General features: G+C 57.2%; 20 protein-coding genes and 3 tRNA genes. 7 read left to right on the top strand and 16 right to left on the bottom strand.

Features of this window, described 5'->3' with window-relative positions; genetic code table 11:
* Position 1: 1 nt before the first annotated feature.
* From QRN55_RS00560 to QRN55_RS00520, 9 genes are all read right to left on the bottom strand, one after another.
* Positions 2 to 1,114 (bottom strand): NADH-quinone oxidoreductase subunit E, encoded by a 1,113-nt coding sequence (locus QRN55_RS00560; protein WP_233123135.1) that lies wholly within the window; start codon positions 1,112 to 1,114, stop codon positions 2 to 4.
* Positions 1,115 to 1,130: 16 nt separating this feature from the next.
* Positions 1,131 to 1,385 (bottom strand): hypothetical protein, encoded by a 255-nt coding sequence (locus QRN55_RS00555; protein ID WP_111838990.1) that lies wholly within the window; start codon positions 1,383 to 1,385, stop codon positions 1,131 to 1,133.
* Positions 1,385 to 2,575, bottom strand: coding sequence for an NADH-quinone oxidoreductase subunit D (locus QRN55_RS00550; protein WP_284773927.1), 1,191 nt, complete (start codon positions 2,573 to 2,575; stop codon positions 1,385 to 1,387). The genes QRN55_RS00555 and QRN55_RS00550 overlap by 1 nt, the downstream gene beginning before the upstream one ends.
* Positions 2,575 to 3,006: a GFA family protein gene (locus QRN55_RS00545; RefSeq protein ID WP_284773925.1), complete on the bottom strand. Its 432-nt coding sequence runs from the start codon at positions 3,004 to 3,006 to the stop codon at positions 2,575 to 2,577. The genes QRN55_RS00550 and QRN55_RS00545 overlap by 1 nt, the downstream gene beginning before the upstream one ends.
* Positions 3,003 to 3,605: an NADH-quinone oxidoreductase subunit C gene (locus QRN55_RS00540; protein WP_284773923.1), complete on the bottom strand. Its 603-nt coding sequence runs from the start codon at positions 3,603 to 3,605 to the stop codon at positions 3,003 to 3,005. Before QRN55_RS00540 ends, QRN55_RS00545 begins: the two co-directional genes overlap by 4 nt.
* 17 nt (positions 3,606 to 3,622) lie before the next feature.
* Positions 3,623 to 4,204 carry a NuoB/complex I 20 kDa subunit family protein gene (locus QRN55_RS00535; RefSeq protein WP_284773922.1) on the bottom strand — a complete coding sequence of 194 codons (582 nt, stop codon included), beginning with the start codon at positions 4,202 to 4,204 and terminating at the stop codon, positions 3,623 to 3,625.
* Positions 4,195 to 4,560, bottom strand: a complete 366-nt coding sequence (locus tag QRN55_RS00530) for an NADH-quinone oxidoreductase subunit A (protein ID WP_042619792.1) — start codon at positions 4,558 to 4,560, stop codon at positions 4,195 to 4,197. The genes QRN55_RS00535 and QRN55_RS00530 overlap by 10 nt, the downstream gene beginning before the upstream one ends.
* A gap of 498 nt (positions 4,561 to 5,058) precedes the next feature.
* Positions 5,059 to 5,135 (bottom strand) — tRNA-Asp (locus QRN55_RS00525).
* 45 nt (positions 5,136 to 5,180) lie between these two features.
* Positions 5,181 to 5,257 (bottom strand) — tRNA-Asp (locus QRN55_RS00520).
* A gap of 605 nt (positions 5,258 to 5,862) precedes the next feature.
* On the opposite strand from QRN55_RS00520, the gene QRN55_RS00515 reads away from it, so the two are divergent.
* A tRNA-Val gene (locus QRN55_RS00515) sits at positions 5,863 to 5,938 on the top strand.
* Between the two features lie 77 nt (positions 5,939 to 6,015).
* Here QRN55_RS00515 and QRN55_RS00510 read toward each other — a convergent pair.
* Entirely contained in the window at positions 6,016 to 6,234 is a 219-nt protein-coding gene (locus QRN55_RS00510; RefSeq protein WP_284773920.1) for a hypothetical protein, read from the bottom strand.
* A gap of 103 nt (positions 6,235 to 6,337) precedes the next feature.
* Complete coding sequence (locus QRN55_RS00505) at positions 6,338 to 7,939, bottom strand: S8 family serine peptidase (RefSeq protein WP_284773918.1); 1,602 nt, start codon at positions 7,937 to 7,939, stop codon at positions 6,338 to 6,340.
* Between the two features lie 726 nt (positions 7,940 to 8,665).
* Here QRN55_RS00505 and QRN55_RS00500 point away from each other — a divergent pair.
* The 4 genes from QRN55_RS00500 to QRN55_RS00485 all read left to right on the top strand — a co-directional run bounded on the left by QRN55_RS00500 (position 8,666) and on the right by QRN55_RS00485 (position 13,003).
* Positions 8,666 to 9,394 (top strand): hypothetical protein, encoded by a 729-nt coding sequence (locus tag QRN55_RS00500; RefSeq protein WP_284773916.1) that lies wholly within the window; start codon positions 8,666 to 8,668, stop codon positions 9,392 to 9,394.
* Between the two features lie 146 nt (positions 9,395 to 9,540).
* Entirely contained in the window at positions 9,541 to 10,653 is a 1,113-nt protein-coding gene (locus QRN55_RS00495) for an aminoglycoside phosphotransferase family protein (protein ID WP_284773914.1), read from the top strand.
* 2 nt (positions 10,654 to 10,655) lie between these two features.
* Positions 10,656 to 11,708, top strand: coding sequence for a T3SS effector HopA1 family protein (locus tag QRN55_RS00490; protein ID WP_284773912.1), 1,053 nt, complete (start codon positions 10,656 to 10,658; stop codon positions 11,706 to 11,708).
* A gap of 23 nt (positions 11,709 to 11,731) precedes the next feature.
* Positions 11,732 to 13,003 (top strand): lanthionine synthetase LanC family protein, encoded by a 1,272-nt coding sequence (locus tag QRN55_RS00485; protein ID WP_284773910.1) that lies wholly within the window; start codon positions 11,732 to 11,734, stop codon positions 13,001 to 13,003.
* 358 nt (positions 13,004 to 13,361) lie between these two features.
* On the opposite strand, the gene QRN55_RS00480 is transcribed toward QRN55_RS00485, so the two are convergent.
* Complete coding sequence (locus QRN55_RS00480; RefSeq protein WP_284773908.1) at positions 13,362 to 14,162, bottom strand: NAD-dependent epimerase/dehydratase family protein; 801 nt, start codon at positions 14,160 to 14,162, stop codon at positions 13,362 to 13,364.
* Between the two features lie 290 nt (positions 14,163 to 14,452).
* Here QRN55_RS00480 and kdgD point away from each other — a divergent pair, with 290 nt between their 5' ends.
* Both kdgD and QRN55_RS00470 read left to right on the top strand, forming a co-directional pair.
* Positions 14,453 to 15,358, top strand: coding sequence for a 5-dehydro-4-deoxyglucarate dehydratase (gene kdgD / locus QRN55_RS00475; protein WP_111839095.1), 906 nt, complete (start codon positions 14,453 to 14,455; stop codon positions 15,356 to 15,358).
* Positions 15,355 to 16,488 (top strand): mandelate racemase/muconate lactonizing enzyme family protein, encoded by a 1,134-nt coding sequence (locus tag QRN55_RS00470; protein WP_284773906.1) that lies wholly within the window; start codon positions 15,355 to 15,357, stop codon positions 16,486 to 16,488. Before kdgD ends, QRN55_RS00470 begins: the two co-directional genes overlap by 4 nt.
* 54 nt (positions 16,489 to 16,542) lie before the next feature.
* Here the strand turns inward: QRN55_RS00470 and QRN55_RS00465 are convergent, their stop codons facing one another.
* The 4 genes from QRN55_RS00465 to hupB form a co-directional block, all read right to left on the bottom strand.
* A complete protein-coding gene (locus QRN55_RS00465) occupies positions 16,543 to 16,980 on the bottom strand; it encodes a GNAT family N-acetyltransferase (RefSeq protein ID WP_284773905.1) in 438 nt (145 codons plus the stop codon).
* Positions 16,981 to 17,008: 28 nt separating this feature from the next.
* Positions 17,009 to 17,647, bottom strand: coding sequence for a VOC family protein (locus tag QRN55_RS00460; protein ID WP_284773902.1), 639 nt, complete (start codon positions 17,645 to 17,647; stop codon positions 17,009 to 17,011).
* A 187-nt stretch (positions 17,648 to 17,834) separates the two neighbouring features.
* Positions 17,835 to 20,033 (bottom strand): esterase-like activity of phytase family protein, encoded by a 2,199-nt coding sequence (locus QRN55_RS00455; RefSeq protein WP_284773901.1) that lies wholly within the window; start codon positions 20,031 to 20,033, stop codon positions 17,835 to 17,837.
* A gap of 270 nt (positions 20,034 to 20,303) precedes the next feature.
* Complete coding sequence (gene hupB / locus QRN55_RS00450; RefSeq protein WP_446737711.1) at positions 20,304 to 20,597, bottom strand: DNA-binding protein HupB; 294 nt, start codon at positions 20,595 to 20,597, stop codon at positions 20,304 to 20,306.
* Positions 20,598 to 20,747: the final 150 nt, after the last annotated feature.

Below are 20,747 nucleotides of genomic sequence, written 5' to 3'. Positions count from 1 at the left end.
TTTACCGCGGCTTCTTGCCGAAGACCTTGATGTATTCGGCTTCGCCACCCTTGGCGAGAGCCTCGGCCTGACGTACCCAATCATCGCGATCGATACGACCCTTGAAATTCAGATAACCGTCTACCCACTCACGCTCTTCTGCGGACCAACCGGCAATCTGCATATAGGTGAAGATGCCGAGTTCGTTCAGCGTCGCTTCATTCTTCGGGCCGACGCCGGAAATAAGCTTGAGATCATCGGCCTTTGCGGGCCGTTCAATCTTGGCGGGACGGTTCTTGTCTTCCAGCGATGGCTTGGCAGACGTTTTCGTCTCTCCCGACCCTTCTTTGGCAGCGTCCTTGGCGTTGCTTTCGGACGCCTTGGGATCGGTGACCGGTGTCTTCAACTTCGCATCCGACTCCGCTGCCGTCGTCTTCGGCTTTGCAGCTTCAGACGGTGCAGCCGCGGCTTCCGGCGCTGCGGGCGCCTCTGCTGGCTTGTCGAGATTGGAACGGTCAGGCTTCGTCTCTTCCGTCAACGTCGTCAGCGGACCGATCGGAGCCGACAAATGACGGTCGATCTGCGGGCCTGGCTTGACGGTGTCGCCCTTGCCGGCTTCGAATGTGTCGATGATCTCTTCCAGACGCTCGGGCGTCAGGTCTTCATAGGCATCCTTGAAGATGATGACCATCGGCGCGTTGACGCAGGCGCCCTGACATTCCACCTCTTCCCACGACAGCGTACCGCTCTCATTGGGGGTCAGCGGGTCATGATGGATTTTGTGGCGGCAGACGTCCATCAGCGCTTCTGAACCGCGCAACATGCAGGGCGTGGTGCCGCAGACCTGAATATGCGCTCTGGTGCCGACAGGCTTGAGCTGGAACTGCGTATAGAACGTCGCAACTTCAAGCACGCGGATATAGGCCATATCCAGCATGTCGGCGATCTTTTCGATACAGGCGCGGGTGACCCAGCCGTCCTGCTCCTGGGCGCGCATCAACAGCGGAATGACCGCAGATTGCTGGCGTCCTGCAGGATACTTCTGGATCGTTTTTTCCGCCCATGCGGTATTGTCCGCGTTAAACGCGAAACCCGTGGGCTGGAACTGATCTTCGGCTAGTCGACGAACGGACATACTTCCTCACGCCTCATCAATTGAGCGACTCGCACCGCGATTTCGTCACCGTGACGAATTCGCAGGCATAGGCCGCTTTGTCTTTTTGCATGAACACAATGAATTTTCCGCCATTGGGAAGCGAGGACTTGATCTCGTATCCCTGTGACAGAAGTTGCTTGACAGATGATGAACCGCCGCCTGCCTGCGAAGACACGCCGTTATCCGCCGTCTGGGCGAAAACGGGTGCAGTCGCGGCAACAAGAGCCGATATGGCCAGCGGCAAACGCATCAGCGGTCGACCTCCCCGAACACGATGTCCAGAGAGCCGAGAACAGCCGTCACGTCGGCAAGCTGGTGTCCCTTGCAAAGGAAGTCCATGGCTTGCAGATGTGCGTAACCCGGCGCGCGGATCTTGCAGCGGTAAGGCTTGTTCGAACCATCTGCGACCACATAGACCCCGAACTCGCCCTTCGGCGCTTCGACGGCTGCGTACACTTCGCCAGCCGGTACGTGATAACCTTCAGTGTAGAGCTTGAAGTGGTGGATCAGCGCTTCCATCGAACGCTTCATCTCGCCACGCTTTGGCGGAACGACCTTGCCATCGAGCGACGACACGGCACCGACGCGGTGCTTGCCCTGCAAGAGCTCGACGCACTGCTTCATGATCTTGATCGATTCGCGCATTTCCTGCATGCGGATCAGATAGCGATCATAGCAGTCGCCGTTCTTGCCGACGGGAATGTCGAATTCGAGATCGGAATAGCACTCGTAAGGCTGCGCGCGGCGCAAATCCCAGGCAGCACCCGAACCGCGAACCATGACGCCGGTAAAGCCCCATGCGAACGCATCTTCCAGCGAGACAACGCCAATATCGACGTTACGCTGCTTATAGATACGGTTGTCGGTCAACAGACCTTCAACGTTGTCGAGGAAGGTGATGAATGGATCGCACCACTTGCCGATATCATCGACCAGCTCAGGCGGCAGGTCCTGATGGACCCCACCCGGGCGGAAATAGGCAGCATGCAAACGGGCGCCCGAAGCACGCTCGTAGAACACCATGAGCTTTTCACGCTCTTCGAAGCCCCAGACCGGTGGCGTCATTGCGCCCACGTCCATAGCCTGCGTGGTCACGTTCATGATGTGCGAGAGAATGCGACCGACTTCCGAGAACAGAACGCGTATCAACTGACCACGCATCGGAATCTCGAGGCCGAGAAGCTTCTCAACGGCAAGCGAGAAAGCATGCTCCTGGTTCATCGGCGCAACGTAATCGAGGCGGTCGAAATAGGGAAGCGCCTGAAGATAGGTCTTGGTCTCGATCAGCTTTTCGGTGCCGCGGTGCAACAGGCCGATATGCGGATCGACGCGCTCGACGATTTCACCGTCGAGTTCGAGCACGAGACGCAACACGCCGTGCGCGGACGGGTGTTCCGGGCCGAAGTTGATCGTAAAATTGCGAACGTTATGTTCAGTCATCAGTGTTGCTCCGCCGACGTAATCATGGCGATGAATTCGGGGCCAGTCATGTTCTTCGTGACCTCGGCGAACGAATAGTTTGTCGGCTTTTCGTCTATGAAGATTTGCGATGCGAAACGGAAGCTCGACGGGTCTTCGAAGGACTGCACGGAAACGGCATGGTGCGCGCCATCTTTCGAGCGCCACATAACCGTACTGCCGCACGTGGTGCAAAAGCAACGCTCACCCCATTCGGAAGACGAATAAACGCCCAGTTTTGCGTCATTTTCGAGCGTCACCGCCGCGCACTCGACGGCAAGGAACACCCCGCCCGTCCAGCGACGGCACATGGAGCAATGGCATGCGCCGACTTCGCGGGCACCGATCGTCGCTGAAAAGCGCACGGCGCCGCAAAGACATTGCCCCTGCTCTATGGCGGCAGCTTCGCTCATGGCTTGGCCTTTTCGTCACCGGGAAGAACGTAATCCGTTCCTTCCCAAGGGGAGAGAAAGTCGAAATTACGGAATTCCTGCTTCAGCTCGACCGGCTCGTAGAGAACGCGCTTCAGCACGTCATCGTAACGCACTTCCACAAAGCCCGTGACCGGGAAATCCTTGCGCAGCGGATGGCCTTCAAAACCGTAGTCGGTCAGAATGCGGCGCAGGTCAGAATGGCCTTCGAATGGAATGCCATACATATCCCATGCTTCGCGCTCGAACCATTCCGCACCGAGGAAAACGGAGGTAGCTGAAGGTACCGCTTCGTCTTCCGCCACCTGAAGCTTGATGCGAACACGCAGGTTCTGGCGGGGCGACAGCAGATGATAAACCACGTCGAAACGCTTTTCACGGCTCGGCCAGTCCACACCGCAGATATCGATGATGTTGACGAGACCGCACTGCACGTCGTCACGCAGGAACGTCAACAGCGCGATGACGTTCTCAGGTGTGGTGTTCAGCGTCAGCTCGTCATAGGCAATGACCGCAGATTCCAGCAGGGAACCGCGCACTTCCTGCACGTAGGCCGAGAGATCGTTGAGAGCTTCGCTCATTTGTTAGTCCTCTGCCCTTAACGCTCGATCGTACCGGTACGGCGGATTTTCTTCTGCAGCAGAAGCACGCCATAAAGCAGCGCTTCTGCCGTGGGGGGACAGCCCGGCACGTAGATATCGACAGGAACCACACGGTCGCAACCGCGCACGACGGCGTAAGAATAATGGTAGTAACCGCCGCCATTGGCGCACGAACCCATCGAGATGACGTAGCGTGGCTCCGGCATCTGGTCATAGACCTTGCGAAGCGCTGGCGCCATCTTGTTGGTCAGCGTACCGGCAACGATCATCACGTCCGACTGGCGCGGCGACGCGCGCGGAGCAACGCCGAAGCGCTCCATATCGTAACGCGGGCCGGAGGCCTGCATCAGACCTTCAACGGCGCAGCAGGCCAAGCCGAACTGCATCCACATCAAGGAGCCTGTGCGAGCCCAGGTGATCAGCTCGTCCGTGGACGTGACCAGAAAACCCTTGTCGGCAAGCTCATCGTTGATTTCAGTGAAATAGCCATCGTCGCTACCGACTGGCTTGCCAGTCGATGGATCGATAATGCCCTTGGGCTGCGGTGCGACAAGCGTGTCGTTTTGAACTACGCCCATTCCAGTGCCCCCTTCTTCCATTCATAGATAAAGCCGATGGTGAGAACACCGAGGAACACCATCATGGACCAGAAACCGAACCAGCCAATCTCACCGAAGGACACAGCCCACGGAAACAGGAATGCGACTTCGAGGTCAAAGATGATGAACAGAATCGACACCAGATAAAAGCGAATGTCGAACTTCATGCGCGCGTCATCAAAAGCATTGAAGCCGCACTCGAAAGCCGAGAGCTTTTCCGGGTCGGGGTTCTTGTAGGCAACGGCGAACGGCGCAATCAACAGCGCCAGACCGATGACAAGCGCGATACCAATGAAGATTGCGATCGGAATGTAGGAACTGAGGAGTTCAGTCATTGTCTCTTCCTTACCCGACCGAACGTCGAGCATATCCCTTTTGGATGAGAATCCATAGGGTCGAAATTATGTTGCAACGCCGCAGTGGTTATCCCAGCCACGCTCTCTCTGCAAGAGATTAAGTGCCAATTCGAGTCAATCGTGACTTCGGGACGCTACCATTATATGCGAGCACCTCGTCGAACGCCGAGACTTTTGGTGCTAAGATATTCAAATATATGGATAATCAAACACGATGTCGCACGACCAAATTGTCGCAGATTTTTGAGCTTCAAAATGATCGCAGCTTGGCAAAAACGATGTAAAAAATATGAGTTGAAAACACAAGAAATCACTCGAACTGAAACGATACCGAAGATGGCTTAGGGGGTATGTTTTGCAGCGAAGATGAAGCCCGAGAACACAATCTGTGGACTTGTTAAAAACGATGTCTTGGAGATTTTTACGCAACAAATGCGATTTAAAAGAAGGACATTCACTTCTGCTATCAGAAGAAAATGGCGCGAGTGACGGGGCTCGAACCCGCGACCTCCGGCGTGACAGGCCGGCACTCTAACCAACTGAGCTACACCCGCGCATTATGTCGGACTGTTGGAAGTCCGTAGATCTCGAGGAAGGAATGGCGCGAGTGACGGGGCTCGAACCCGCGACCTCCGGCGTGACAGGCCGGCACTCTAACCAACTGAGCTACACCCGCACATTCCCAAAAAGACTGGCCGAAACCCGCCTCACGAACTCGCCTCGGCTGTTCGTTGAGCGGCTAACTAAGGCGTTCGCGGTGGGGTGTCAAGCAGCTTTCACGACAAAAGAATAAGCTTTGTCATTTTGATTTCACAAACCGCCAGGAAGGCCCGGTTTCCCGGCAGTTTTGATGTTTCCATTTTTTCGCCCACCGACAAAACGATTTATCCACAGCCATTGGGGAGTGGAAACGGAGCTGTTGGTGGGCTCGTAGGTACACATGAATCGACTCGTAAGTCGCATTTGGATTCGTGCTCATGAAGCGATCGAAGCTTTAACGAAAGGAGGCCCCTGGAGTGAAGCAAAAGTTCGGTCCCGGCGCGGCGTTAGCATCCACGCTGCCAGTAAGGCTGTGGACAACACAGAGAGAACCATACGCCCCTAAGCGCTCAAGCCCCTTCCCTTCAAGGCTTCTGGTGTCTTAGCGATGAGGAAAGACCAATAGCTGCGGTCACAAAAATCGAAAAAAACAAAAAAACTTCACAAAAGCTCTTGCGGTTTTTTTCCGATACCAATACATCACGGCCACCGACGCGGCAGACACGATCTGCAAGACGCGAAGGGCGATTAGCTCAGTTGGTAGAGCGCCTCGTTTACACCGAGGATGTCGGGAGTTCGAGTCTCTCATCGCCCACCATTTCACCTTTAGTCAAAGACATTGAGTGTAACGCGAAGCAGCAATCGAGCTTGCGCTAGCCGTACTTCCCTCTTCCCTTAAAAATAACGCGGCATCTCCTCCTCCATCATCACGCCGTCACCCATTGTAATACGCAATGTATCGAGTGCTTCTGGCGCGGCTTCTATGCGTGCATGGCGACCGGTCGTGGCCAGCACGGTTAGGCCGGGCGTGTTGGATAGGATGGTCCGCCAGTTTGCTGGTGGCGTCGCATCGTGGCGGAACGTTATGCGGTAGATTTTTCGCGATTCGCTCATATCGTCCTCCCAGAGAAGGTGAAGTATCGCACGAAGTGGCTCCATTCGACATCATTGGAGATCGAATGGAGCAGTCTTAGTCCCGTTTCTGCCTTTGTTGCCGTTATTGCGCGCGGCTGAGGCCGTTGCCCTGGTATTGCGGCGGGAGGCCGATGGTCAGCGCGCTTTGTTCAAGAATAGCGCGTGCATATTTGGCGCGGGCGGAGGTTCGTTGCAGGCTGGTGTATATCGCGTCTCGCGAGAGCATGACCGCGAGAGCGCCCGTGGTCACAGGTGTAGCCATGGATGTACCCGACATGTCGGCGTAAGGTGCGGCATCCTCGTCTGTGGCCGGGACGGTGGAGATGACGGCTGAGCCACCGGCGGTGATGGCGATCTGTGGCCCGAAATTGGAATAGGTGGGCAAAAACAAGCCATTTCTTGCGTAATGATCTGCCTGAGGCGGTGTGGTGAGATTGGCGAGATTATAGACGGGGTATGTCCCCGGTCTCGTTACCGCCGACACCGCCACCGATAGTGGATAGCTAGCAGGCGCCAGAACCGGCTGACCGAAATTATTCCCGGCTGCGCAAATACAGAGCGCGCCGCGCCCGTAGGCTGCGAGAACGGCATCATATTCGATGGCGGATGGAGTGCCGCCCAGGCTAAGATTGATCAGATCCACCTCATGGGCATTGACCATTGCATCGATGGCGGCGGCAATGTCGCCCTGGTTCGCCCCCCTGCCCGGCGCGAAAACCCTTGCGGTAAAAACATCCGCACCCGGCGCGAGCCCCGCATATTCGCGGCTGTCTGCGGGAGGACGCGCACCGATGAGGCCCGACACATGCGTTCCATGCCAGATGACATCGGTGGTAGCGTCAGCCCCCGGCTGAAAACCGCCGTCGATGAACGCACCGGCAGCAACGATGTGATCGAGATATGGATGGGGACCCAGGCCGGAATCGATGACGCCGACGCGAATGCCCGCGCCCGCCTGCGGATCGAATGCAGTGATTCCCGCAAGCTGATGCCACCAGCCCAGCGGGCCTGCCGTCGGCAGCGGATCGAGATTGACGGTGCTTCCCGAAACGGGGCGGACAACCATGCCCGACCAAACCGCCCCATGTGGCGAAATCTGCGCGGAAACTGGAAACCATTGGGTCGCGTCGAACTGACAGGATGCCAGACCGTGCGAGTCCGTCGTGACCATGATGCTACTGCTGGAGGGGTGAGCGCCCGGCGTGAGAGCTGTCAGGCCTAATTCCACCTGCGCATTAAAGAGCGGCGCACCTGATGATGTCACGTTGAGCGTAAAAGGAAGCGGGCCTGCCGCTGTGTTGCTCGCCGACTGGACAGAGGGCGGTGCAGATGTGGGTAAAGGCGTGCCCCAAGGGGCAAGTCGCAATGATGCTGGCCAGCGCGGCGCTTCGCGCTCTACAATCGTATCGGGTGAAAGGTCGCGCGTCTTTGCCAGCAACTCGTTCTCATCCGCGTTTACGACAAGAACGCGTCGTACATCGTCCCTCTCCACACCATTGTCGCTGACGATATCCATTCCGCCACCGAGAGAGCGCGTCAAACGGTCGCTGAAATTGGCCCTGGCAGAGCGGCGGGCGCGTCCATCGCGGTACTGTGCCATGCGGTGCGAAATGATGAAGCGACCGGATGGACGCTCCGGCTCGGCTGGGCTCTCATCGTTGATATCAGTTGTATCGGATGTCATGGCTCTCTTCTCCTAAAGCGGGAGGTCAATACTTCGGAAAGGCCGGATTTGCTGGGAAGTGATCGTATCGCTTACACACGCAATCCGACTGTAAATTTCCAATTACTCGTTATAAATGTATTTTTTAATTGCACAACTTTAAAAAGTGCAATAGAAATTTTCTCGTCAAAGGCGAGTAAGGAGTACGCCAAGCAATTACCGGTGGTTGCTCTCGGCAGGCTGCGCTCTCCAGACATGTCACAGAGCTCCCTTCAACAAAAAATCGGGATTTGATCGATGACCTACACCTCTTTCGGCTGCCAGCCAGCAGCCGCGCAGACTATCGTCGGCCCCACGGCCTATTGGCATTGCCCGCCAACAAGCCTTCTTGGTTGCCAGACCGCGGTGCAGTATTGCCAACCGCCAGCTGATCAGAACCAACAGGGACCGTACGGCCCGACGGCTTACCTGCATTGCCCACAGACAAGCATGCCTGGTTGCCAGACTGCGGTCCAACATTGCCAGCCTCCAGCTGGTCAGGGACAGCAGACGCCGATTGGGCAGACAGCATACCTGCATTGCCCGCAGACAAGAATGCCTGGTTGCCAGACTGCGGTTCAGCATTGCCAGCCTCCTGCTCATCAAGGGCAGCAGACGCCTGTCGGTCCAACGGCATACTTTCATTGCCAGCCGACCAATATTCCGGGCTGCCACACGTCTACGAATCCGTTCCCGCAACTCACCGTCATGCCACCGCAGCCAGCTGGCGATATGCAGCAGCAACAGCAGAGCATAACGCTGACGCCAGTGTGCCAGATTACGCTCACGCCGATTTGCTCCACCGGTATCCCGTTTGTTTGCTATGGTGGCGCGGCTAATCAGCAGGCGCCAGCCCCGCAGCAGCAGCAGAGCATTACTCTGACGCCAGTGTGCCAGATTACGCTCACACCGATTTGCTCCACCGGCATCCCGATTGTTTGCAGTGGTGGTGCGGCTAATCAGCAGGCGGCAGCGCCTCAAAAGCAGCAGGAACAGGGCATCACGCTCACACCAGTGTGCCAGATCACCAACATCACGCCGATTTGCCCGACGACAGGTGTTCCCATCATCTGCAATGGTGCAGCTGCGTATCAGCAGGCGCCAGCCCCGCAGCAGCAGCAGAGTATTACTCTGACGCCAGTGTGCCAGATTACGCTCACACCGATTTGCTCCACAGGCATCCCGATTGTTTGCAGTGGTGGTGCGGCAATTCAGCAGGCGGCAGCGCCTCAGCAACAACAACAGCAGAGCATCACACTGACGCCGGTGTGCCAGATCACCAACATCACGCCGATTTGCCCGCAGACGGGTGTTCCCATCATCTGCAATGGCGCAGCGGCGGCTGCACAGGCAACGGTGACACCGCCGACATCCATCGGCTGCGGTACTCTGGCCACTGTTTGCAACCCGACGCACATTCATTGCACGGGCCAGTAAGAGGAATGTCTGACGTATGTCATCAACAGGTGACATGAGTTCAACCCATCGGCCGCTCGCGGCCGATGGGACTATTTCGAGCCAGCACTGCGGCTCGGTTTCAGCGGCTTCCTTGGAAGCACATCAATCCGGCCTTGGGGAAAACGATGTATCTGACCAGCGGCACACTCGTGCCTTATCTCATGGATCGACGCGTACTTTCGGCAGCTGAGCTTCTCGATGACGACATTACCATTGTCGAGGCTGGGCGTCGCAATAGAAACTTCAAGGTTTTGCGCCGGGATGGAACCGGCTTTTTCGTCAAGCAAATTCCCCTTGCTGCAGCCGAAACGATGCAGTCGGTACAGCGCGAGGCAACGCTCTACGCACTGGCAGACAGCGGTGTTTCGACTGCGGACCTTAAAGCGCTCATGCCGCAGATTCGCCATTACGATAAGACCCGGCATTTGCTGGCGGTCGATCTTGTGCCGAATTCGCAAAGCCTTACTTTTTATCAAATGCGGGTTTCAGCGGTTGCTGGCGCGATGGAGGACATTGCGACACAACTGGGCACCGTGCTGTCGACCTGCCACGGCCACGCGACCGACATTCTGAGCACTGCTGCGAAACAGGGTGTGTTCCCAGTGCAGCCACCATGGATACTGAGCTTTTCCGATTTTGGCGAAACGATGATGCCGAACATGAGCGGCGGTGCAAAGGGTGTTCTGGCGGCGGTTCGCCAGGAGCCGGGATTAAAAGAGCATATGGCGCTGCTGAAAGCCGAATGGCAGCGCGGCTGTCTCATTCATGGCGATCTGAAATGGGAAAACTTCCTCGTTTCTCAGCCGGATGAAAACGCCAAGGCGAGTGTTCAACTGATCGACTGGGAACTGGCGGACCTTGGCGATGCCGCGTGGGACGTGGCGTGCGTGCTCGCAAGTTTCGTGCAACCCGTCATCGTCGGGCGTTTTTCCGCGCAGGGACAATTCCTTGGCCCAGCACCGGCGGAAGACATCGCCCGTGCACAGGCATGCTGCAAAGCGTTCTGGACCGCCTACACCGCAGCATTTTCACTGACAGCGCAACAGCAGGCGCAAGCGAAAGACCGATGCGCCCGTTTCGCAGCGGCGCGGCTCGTTCTCACGGCTTATGAAATCGCGCAGGCGACACCAGAGATTTCGGCCTCGGCGGCTCTCGCCATCCGCACGGCAACCAGCATTTTCAACGATCCGCGCAGTGCCGTGCAGCAACTGTTCGGCCTCGCAGACCCCGGAGCATGATGATGAACGCCATTGATCGAACATTCGTCGCAACCCGCACACAGCCTGTCACCCTGCCAACGCAATTGCAGTCATCGCTGGCTGACATTCTCGGCGCGGTCAAAATCATCAATCTGGGGCAGTTCAGGATCGGCAACCGACCTGTGGTGACGCTCCCGCCCGCCGCACCGTCGGAACCACCAAAGCCTGTGACGACCCGGCTTTCGGAGGCCCTGTGGCCAGCGCTTTACGATGCGGCCTATGCGCGGCCCTTTACTCCAGACCCGCCCGCTCCGCAGAACACGGCAACAGATATTGACCTTCTATCGCAGCTTCGCGCTGCGTTCCCGGAGGGCTCGCGATGGTCCCAGCAGTGGCAGGTCTACAAGACGGATGCGAGTGGTGCTGTCCATGTGCGCAAGGGCGATTGCTGTCGCCACGTTCTTCCTGGTGCCTTCACTCTTGCTTCGCCTGGCCCCGTGCAGGTCAACACCAATGTCTCGATCCTGCTGCCGCTGGCGTCATCACAGGTTCAGTCGGCCTTTTACCACATCACCGGGCACGCGCCGCATTGCGATCATGACGATGCCGCGCTGGCGCGGCTTTATCTCAACACCAGACCAGAAACGGTCGTGTCTTTGATGGCGCTGTTGGCGGGGCTTTTGAATGGTTACGTTGTGCCGTTTCGCGCGAAAACACTGCTGGCCCCCTCCACTTACGACCGCACGGACAGCACCGTGTTTTACCTTGCGCGCAGGCACCTGCCGTTTGTGCTGGCGCTGCTGCGCGACGCGTTTGCAGAGACGGCACCGGATCTTGGAACAGACGTCCCCCTGTTTTCGAAATCACTGACCGGTGGCGTGGGTGGGGCGGATGATCCCGGCTATGGCATGAGCTTCGGACAGGTCCGCACCATGCTGATGGCCGACGCGATCGTGCGCGCCTGGGCAGCAGGCAGTCAATCGGTGGAAACGCGTTTGGACTATCTCGAAAAGCGCTGTGCAGAAGCAGGACTTTCGCTGACCGCACCGCATCTGAGCGCCGGAAACACCGACCTTTACACCTATCCCGCCTGAAAGGAATTCTGGAGATGAGCGTGATGACAGTTCCGGATACCAGCAACGCACGGAGCCAGCATGGTTTTCTCGACGCTGCGAACCGCATTGGCACGCAACTGTGCCGTGACGCTTTGTGGAATGAGGACCGCTGCACGTGGATGGGCTGGGCCATGACCATTGCTGACGGCAGCGCCACGACCGCCTATCGCACGGCAACGACGTCGCTTTATGACGGGGTTGCCGGTATTGCCCTTTTTCTGGCACGCTTGGCGGTTCACGCACCGTCGCGGCGCCTTAACGCAACAATCGAAGGTGCAATTCGCCAAGTACAGGCGCGATTGCCAGATTTCGCCGAACCATCGCAACGCAGCTTCTACGCCGGCAGTCTGGGTACGGCCTATATGTTGTGTGAAGCAGGTAGCGCCCTAGACAGGCTTGAATGGGTCGAACAGGGGCTGGCGCTGGCCGAACATGACGCGGACCTGCCCTTTGCGGACGACGCGCTGGATGTGATTGCGGGTTGCGCCAGCGCAGTGCCTGCTTTGCTGCATCTGGGCAAACGGTATTCGCGCCCCGAATTGACAGCGGCGGCAGTGAGCCACGCCGAGCGATTGCTGACCGCGGGGGTGTTGGATGCACAGGGCCTGTCATGGCCATCGCTCATGCCAAAACATCACAACCTCCTCGGTTACGCCCATGGTGTTTCCGGCATGGCGATGGCGCTTTTGGAGGCGCATTCGGTGGAAGGTAACGAAGCGTTGCTGCACGGTGCGCAGGAAGCATTGCGATACGAAAGAAGCTGGTTCGATGCCGCGAGCCAGGGGTGGCCCGATTTTCGCGTGGATACGATCACGGCTGGCGCTGCAACCCTCGCACCCCGCTGCAATTGCACGTGGTGCGCAGGCTCTGTCGGCATCGGGCTGACCCGATTGCGCCTCATGGAACTGATGCCGGATGACGAAGTCGCAGCGGGCGAGGTGAATGTGGCGCTTCAGGACGCGTCGCGCTTGCTGACATCTGGGGTTTCACTGCAAGCCATGGATCTGTGCCTGTGCCATGGACTGACTGGAATCGCGGACTTCGTGTTGTCTGCTGGCGTTCAACTGAATCGTGACGATGTCGCGGTTCATGCCGATCAGGTCGGTCACTTCATCATCGAGAATTTTCTGGACGCGGAGTTACCGCTGCCCTGCGGGGTGCAGCAAAGGGGCGAAGCGCCGGGGCTGCTGCTGGGCAAGGCAGGCATCGGCTACTTCTTTCTGCGGCTGATGGAGCGGCAAACATTGTCGTCGATGCTGCTTTTGAAGCCCTGACGCGGATGCGTGCTGGATGCGGAAAGGTCGAGCAAGCGGAGTAACGTCTTATTAACGATCTTTCCGACTTGTTGTGCAAATGTACTATGTCGGGACATGGGGTGCGCGGCCGCCCCATGATTTTACCCGTTAGATTCAATATTTCTCAATAATTGGTCACTCATAATCATCCCGTCGACTTCATGATGAAGCCGCTTTGCTATGGGATGAACCATGTTTGCGAACTCAATCGTCACGCTGGCGCTGATTGCGCTGCCGATCTACTTCTTTTTCCGCTGGGTACAATACGACTCAGAGAACCAGGATAAGCCGAAGTAGCATCGTACCCCGGCAATTCCCTCCCCCTTGAAGCCCGCTATCAACCATCCGCCGGATGTCCAAGCTTGGTGAAAGCACCACCTTGATAGATATGGGCTGGATCTTTCGGGTCCTCTTTTCCGGCTTCGCTCAGCACCTCGGCGCGCCACTTCGCCGAGTTGTCCTGCGGCTTCCAACCCAGGAAGGCCGCGCCGCCATTGTCCCACCAGCTATCGTCGTTGTTCGATGCGCCGTAAACCACGGCATTGCCGAGCCTTGGCGCCTCGAAACCACGCACGCATAGCGACACGAAGTCACCAGCGCTCAGCCACGTCGCCAGCATGCGCGTGGTCTGCGGCTTTGGGGTCAGCGAACCGATGCGCACCGACAGTGTTTCCTGCCCGAATTTGTCGAAATAGAAGCTGGCCAGATTTTCACCGAAGCATTTTGACACGCCATAGAGCGAATCGGGACGCATGAGCGAGTTGCCGTCCAGCCTCTCGTCGCGGCGGTGATAACCAATCGTATGATTAGAGCTGGCAAAGATGATACGCGGCTGGCCATTGTGCCGCGCCGCTTCATAGAGGTTATAGACACCCTCGATGTTGCCCTTGAGGATCAGTTCGAACGGCTTCTCCACCGAAATGCCGCCGAGATGGATGATGCCATCCACACCGGACACGGCCTTGTCCACCTCGGCCCGGTTGGAAAGATCGCATTGTACGAAACTTTCATGTGCCGCCAGATCGGTGATCTCGACCATGTCGGATAGCACGACCGTTTCGGTAATGTCCTTCAGCAGCGGACGGATCGCGTTGCCTACGCCACCTGCGGCACCCGTCAATAACAGTGTCTTCAGCATGTTTCCTCCTCGATTCTCCCGGATCTCCCCGGCGCTATTCGGCCTGTGGTCATACGTAAATTCCTCTGTTATCTTATGTCTACGCTAGGCGGCGGGCGATATTCAAGACCCTCATGTTGCGGTCAGCTTGGATGTGTCTCTAAAGGCGCATCATGCCGGTCTGTACCAGGTATCTTTGGGACCAAAACCATCAATCAAATTTTCCAACTTGTATTATAAGTTATTGACACAGGTCATATCTCGAATATTATCAGCCTCAACAAACAATCGGAGACTCGAATTTCATGGCTATGGACCCACAGGAACTTAAAGTCGCACTTGGTGCGGGCCTGCTCTCTTTCCCTGTCACGCCTTTCACCCAAGACGGCGAATTCAACGAAAAGCCTTATCTCGACCACGTCAGCTGGCTGTCCGGCTTTGATGCGACGGTGCTTTTCGCCGCCGGTGGCACGGGTGAGTTTTTCTCGCTGGCGCCCGAAGAAGTAGGCACTGTGGTTAAGGCTGCGAAGTCCGCTGCGGGTTCCGTGCCCATCGTTTCTGGCTGCGGTTACGGCACTAAGATCGCCATCCAGATCGCGCAGAGTGCGGAAAAAGCCGGTGCCGATGGCATTCTGTTGCTGCCGCATTACCTGATGGATGCATCGCAGGCAGGCCTCTACGCCCACATCAAGGCTGTCTGTGATTCCGTTTCCATCGGTGTCATGGTCTATAACCGCGACAATTCCATTCTGACCGCTGAAACGCTGCAGAAACTTTGCGATAGCTGCCCCAACCTCGTTGGCTTCAAGGATGGATCCGGGGATATCGGCCTCGTGCGCAAGATCACCGCGACGCTTGGCGAGCGCCTGACCTATCTCGGCGGCATGCCGACGGCTGAGCTTTTTGCCGATGCCTATCTTGGAGCGGGCGTGACAACCTATTCTTCCGCCGTCTTCAACTTCGTGCCAGCGCTGGCGCAGGAGTTCTACAAGGCTCTGCGCGCAGGCGACAGAGCAACGACGGACCGCATTCTCATCGACTTTTTCTACCCCTTCATGGACATCCGTAACCGCCAGAAGGGCTACGCCGTTTCTGCCATCAAGGCCGGTGTCCGTCTCATGGGCTTCGATGCAGGCCCGGTTCGGGCGCCACTGACAGACCTCACGGCGGAAGAAGTGGGAATGCTTGAAGCGTTGATCGGACCTTACAAGCCATGAAAATAGAATCGGTTCGCACTCATCTGCTGGATTACAAGCTGGGCCATGCCTTCGAAAGCGCTTCCATGCGCTTCGAGCGGCGTATTCACTGCCTTGTGGAAATTATTTGCGATGATGGCACCGTGGGCTGGGGCGAATGCCTCGGCCCGGCCAAGCCGAATGCTGCTGTCGTTGCCGCTTACACGCCGCACCTGATTGGCAAAGACCCGCTGGATATCGAAATCATCTGGCATCAGCTTTACAATTTGCTGCGCGATCAGGGCCAACGCGGTCTAACCGTGACGGCACTGAGCGGCATCGACATTGCGCTTTGGGATATCAAGGGTAAGCGATTCGGCACCTCCGTCTCACGTCTGCTGGGCGGTCGCTTCCGTGAAAGCGTCAAGGCCTATGCAACGGGCTCCTTCCGTAAGGATGGTGTGGATGCCGTTTCCGATGTGGCAGCAGAGGTTGCGGGCTACGCAAAACAGGGCTTCCATGCCGTCAAGATCAAGATCGGCTTCGATGTGGCGGAAGACATCGCCGTCATCCGTGCTGCACGCGAAGCAGTCGGTCCCGATGTCCGCATCATGATCGACGCCAATCACGGTTACGACGCATTGGAGGCCATCGAGGTCGGCAAGGCGCTGGCCCCTCTCGGCATAGATTGGTTTGAGGAACCGGTGGTGCCGGAACAACTGGAGGCCTATCAGGCGGTGCGAACCGGTCAACCCATCCCTGTTGCCGGTGGTGAAACCTGGCACGGCCGTTACGGCATGCGCGCGCCGCTGGAGAACAGAGTAGTCGATATTCTCCAGCCGGACCTTGCCGGTGCTGGTGGATTTTCGGAAACGAAACGCATCGTCGATCTCGCAAGCCTCTATGGCGTGCGCGTCGTTCCGCATGTCTGGGGCACGGGTGTTGCCATCGCAGCCGCGTTGCAATTGATGGCATCACTGACACCGGACCCTGCCCGCCGCAACCCGCGTCCGCCGATTCTGGAATTCGACCGCACGGAGAACCCGTACCGCCAGGCCGTTCTCACCAGCCCGCTGGATCACGTGGAAGGCGTCGTGCAGATACCGGATGGCCCGGGTCTCGGGATCGAGATCAACCGGGATGCGCTGGAAAAGTATGCTTTGAAGGACTAACGAGAGGCCGGGTGTTGCCGCACCCGGCACCTGACACGACCCTTCCAAGGGGCCTTACGCGTTTTCTGGCTGGTTAAAAGTCTTTTTGAGCCAAATGCAGGCGTGGCCGACCGGAAAGTCCTCGATTCGTCCAAAATCCTCATAGCCGATCCGACGATAAAATTCCGGTGCCTGGAAACTGAACGTAGACACGTAAGCGCCAAGGCATTTACGTTGCTGCGCGGCGTCCTCTGCCTTCTTCATGAGTTTCGCGCCGACGCCCTGCCCCCGCACCTCGGATGAAACCCACAGCCAGTCGATAAAAAGCCAGGCATAGGTTGAACGCCCTTTCAGGCCGCCGATCAGGCTTCCATTGGGGTCCCGTGCCATAACCCATAAATCCTGCGGATTGTCCGGCCCGGCTTTTGCAAAATTGAATATGTCCAGCCCTTCATCGATGAGGCGCTGGTCTTGCTCATGGGGCTGGCTTTCTATCTCAATTCGTATTGGCAAATATTCTGTCCCTCAAGTTTCTTCCGGTTCAGGTCAGCTCTCGCAATCCACTGGGTGCGTCGATGAGGGCCCGGTAGCGGATTGACGGACGTTGAACAATCATCGGTGGATGATAGACGCCCAGTTCGCGGTAAAGGGTCCCGATGCCGGCGGGGTCAGGATGCTCAAGTGTGAAAGAGCTAAGTCGCGCGCCTAGATCGGGAATTAAGGCCACATAGGCGGTGTCTCCTCGATGGTCGATCACTGAGGGAGCGACGCCGTCCAAAGGGAGTGCACCATCCCTGGGAATGGCGAAGTCGAAAGTCGGATCGTCATCCGGCAGCGAGACCTTTTCTCCCAGAATTGCGCCATGCCGTGCTACGACAGGATCGATCGCATTCGTATTGGCAACCCATCCTCGCAAACGGCGCCCTTCATTCCAGTCTGCTCTGACTTTCTCCTGACTGTCGAGACCGAACCAGCGCGCACGACCAGGCGTTTTGCCAACCGGATCAAGAGCCACGATCTCGAGATAGACGGAATTTCCCAGCTGAAGGCGATGATTGTGGGTGCCCATATATTCATGGTTCGTCCCGAACGGCACCCGGATGCCGAGACAATTTTCGACATGCGAAACCCCTTCGCTCAAGGTCGGGGCGATGACTGTAAGGTGGTCAAGCTTCAGCATGCGTGAATTCCAATACATCTGTTGCAAATATAGACGGCGCGGCAGTGGCTGCCAAAATGTGTGGTGACAATATGTCCCTCAATAAAAACGCCCGCAACCTGTCGATTGCGAGCGCTTCAATATCAATGCTAACTTCTCATGTCGTCCTGACGCCGAGATATCAATATCCCGGCCATCCACCTCGCGCTTAATGCGTACCCTTGATATCGACCGGGAAGAACAAAGTCTCACCGGACGAATCGTCAACGCCATCATTGTCGGTCACAGCGAACGCCTTGCCGGATTTGTCGAAGGCGAAGCCTTCCAGCTTGTCGACGATGTAACCGTTTGTTTGGGATTTCAGGTCCGGCAGGAAATCGTGCACTTCGGTCTTTTTGACGAGCGGCAGTTCACCACCGATCTTGCCGGGTTTAAGGTCGGCAATGGCAACGCTGTAGAGCTTCTTGAACTTGGCTTTGTCGCCGATCTGGTTGTCCCGCTCGACGATATAGACGTTGTCGCCGTGCGCGGTTATTTCGGACAGGCCGACCCAGCCGTCATCGGTCTTATCAAGCGGATAGTGCACGGCACCCCACTCCTTGGACTTCAGATTGTAGGAGACGAGCTTGACCTTGCCCTTTTCAGCCTTGCCCCATTCGCGCTGAACGGCCATCCAAAGCGTCGCATCATCGCCCTTGCCGATCATCGTCACGCCTTCGAAACCGAAGCGGGTTTCGCCTTCCAGCAATTCTTTTGGGAGAGCAATCTCGGCTTTGATCTCGCCTTTGGCATTGATGTTGTAAAGCGCGTGCGGAACGAGCTTTTCGCTGTTGCCTTCGGATGCGACCCAGAAGCCCCCCTTACCGTCCAACGTGATGCCTTCCATGTCGAGCTTCTGCGCTGCCAGACCGTCACGCTTCACCAGCAAAACGCTGGTGATCACAGCGGGCTTCTTCGTGGCGTCGATGGTGTAGATCGACGGCTGGTTACCGTAGACCGAGTCGGAGATCCCATAGAGAATACCGTCCTTTTCCGCATCCGCCGTCAGGCCGGATAGAGCGCCCCAGCCAATCGGCGCGCCATCGACGGTGGCAGAGATGAGCTGCGGATAAGCCGCCTGCCCTTCCGCACGCTCATAAATCATCACATGCGAGCGGGCGCCGCCATCCTCGACCAGATCAGCCTCGTTGGCTGTCACCAGCAGGTTGCGCGAGGGAATGGCGACCGCACCTTCCGGCGAAATGCCAGATGGCAGGATTTGCGTCAGCTGCGGCTCGCCGCCGGTATCTTTGTAGACGCCAACGACGGATGCGCGCTCGGCCAGAACGAAGAAATATTTGTCATTGCCGAACGTCGCGGTCTCAAGACCTTCAGGCTCGATGCCCTTCGCTTTTGAGCGCTTTTCCGGGTAGTGACCGAGGGCTGCGACGGCATGTTCGAAGGACGAATTGGCTTCATAGAGAAGCTTGCCGGTCTTGTCGAAAATGGTGAAGCCCCGCGAACCGCCCTGCCAGTCACCCTCGTTGGCGATGACGATGCGGTCATTGTCCAGCCATTTCAACGCGTCCGGCTCGCGCTTGCGCGCATCCTGGCTGTCTGTGAATTTCAACTGGCCATCGGTCTTGGTGTCGATGCCCTTCAGATCAACCGTACCGGCGGAAAAGTGGCTGGTCACTTTTCCGCTTTTGCCGTCGATGATGACGATATGGTTGTTTTCCTGAAGCGTCAGCGCAATCTCGCCATTGGCATTGATGGAAACGAATTCCGGCTCTGGATCTTCAGGGGAGATTTCGGCAAGGCCGGTGACATCGATTTTCTTCAGCGTCGAGCAATCCGGTGCACCATTTTTCAGGCCGATCGTAACGAGGAAACCGGCAGGCATTTGCGGAAGCGCGCCGTCATTGACCTCTTCGTCGCGCTCGTTTTCGATGGCAATCGCTACGAAGCTCTTATCAGGAGAAATAGCAACCGAGTCCGGCTGACCGCCAAGGTCGCAACTGGCTTCGATCGTGCGGGTGGCGATATCGACCGTCACCAGCTTGCCGGATGGCTTGACGTAGCTCTCGGAAGTGTTGACGCCAGCAAGAACCTTGGAGCCCGACACGGCAACCGATGTCGGTTCGCCATCCATCATCAGCGCGCCAAGCGCCTTCGGTGCCTTGGCATCCTTTATGTCGATGAACCCGATGCCACCAAGCGGGCTGTCGGAGTAGACAAGCGTGTTGCCATCTTCACTGGCCGTGACGATTTCCGCCGAGGTTATCGTTTTCTGGTCCTTGTCAGCGGGCAGATTGAGAGCGACCGGAAAGGATGCGATGCGGTTAAAGACCTGCTCGGCAGCTGCTGGAAAGGCGGCGGAGGCAAACAGGGCAGCGGTAAGCGCGGCACTGGAAAAGCGAAATGTCATGGTGTCCCCTTCATGGCATTGAAAAATGCATGAGGGCTTTTGCGACATGGACGTGACAGGCGCATGACAATCAGAAAGCGCTAAAGCATATGAGCCGTATTGTAACCGATGTTCGATAGCAGGAACTCACCTGAAAACAAAAAGCCCGGCAGAGCCGGGCTTTTAGCATTTCAGTGGCGTCATTTCGCTCAATTGAGCAAAGAGCCAAAATCGTTCCTGGTATACCTGAACACCGTTGCCACGCCGTAGGCGCAGACAGCTCCCGAAAACTTAGGAGTTAACAGCGTCCTTCAGGCCCTTGCCTGCAGAGAACTTTGGAACGTTGCGAGCCGGAATATCGACTTCTGCACCCGTGGATGGGTTACGGCCCTTGGAGGCTTCGCGGCGGCTTACGGTGAAGCTGCCGAAGCCAGCGAGACGAATGTCGCCACCGGCCTTCAGTTCGCCCTGGACGGTTTCGAATACTGCGTCGACGGCAGAAGCGGCATCAGCCTTAGTAAGACCAGCCTTTTCGGCAACTGCAGAAACGAGCTCGTTCTTGTTCATGTTTCCACCCCTTTCAATGGTTTGAAACGACTCAAATTGGATTGGCGCAGAATACTTATCTATTCGCGTACCGCCACCCAAAAGCGCTGGAATGGCCTGAAAAACAAGGGGTCTAGCAATCTTTTCACAAAAAAGGCTGGCATTTCTGCCAGCCTTTCAACGTTTTTG

The sequence above is a fragment of the Agrobacterium sp. lyk4-40-TYG-31 genome (genome assembly GCF_030209855.1).
Classification (GTDB): domain Bacteria; phylum Pseudomonadota; class Alphaproteobacteria; order Rhizobiales; family Rhizobiaceae; genus Agrobacterium; species Agrobacterium vaccinii.
The sequence above is the reverse complement of the archived record's forward strand: the minus strand, read 5'-3'. Positions and strand labels throughout refer to the sequence as shown.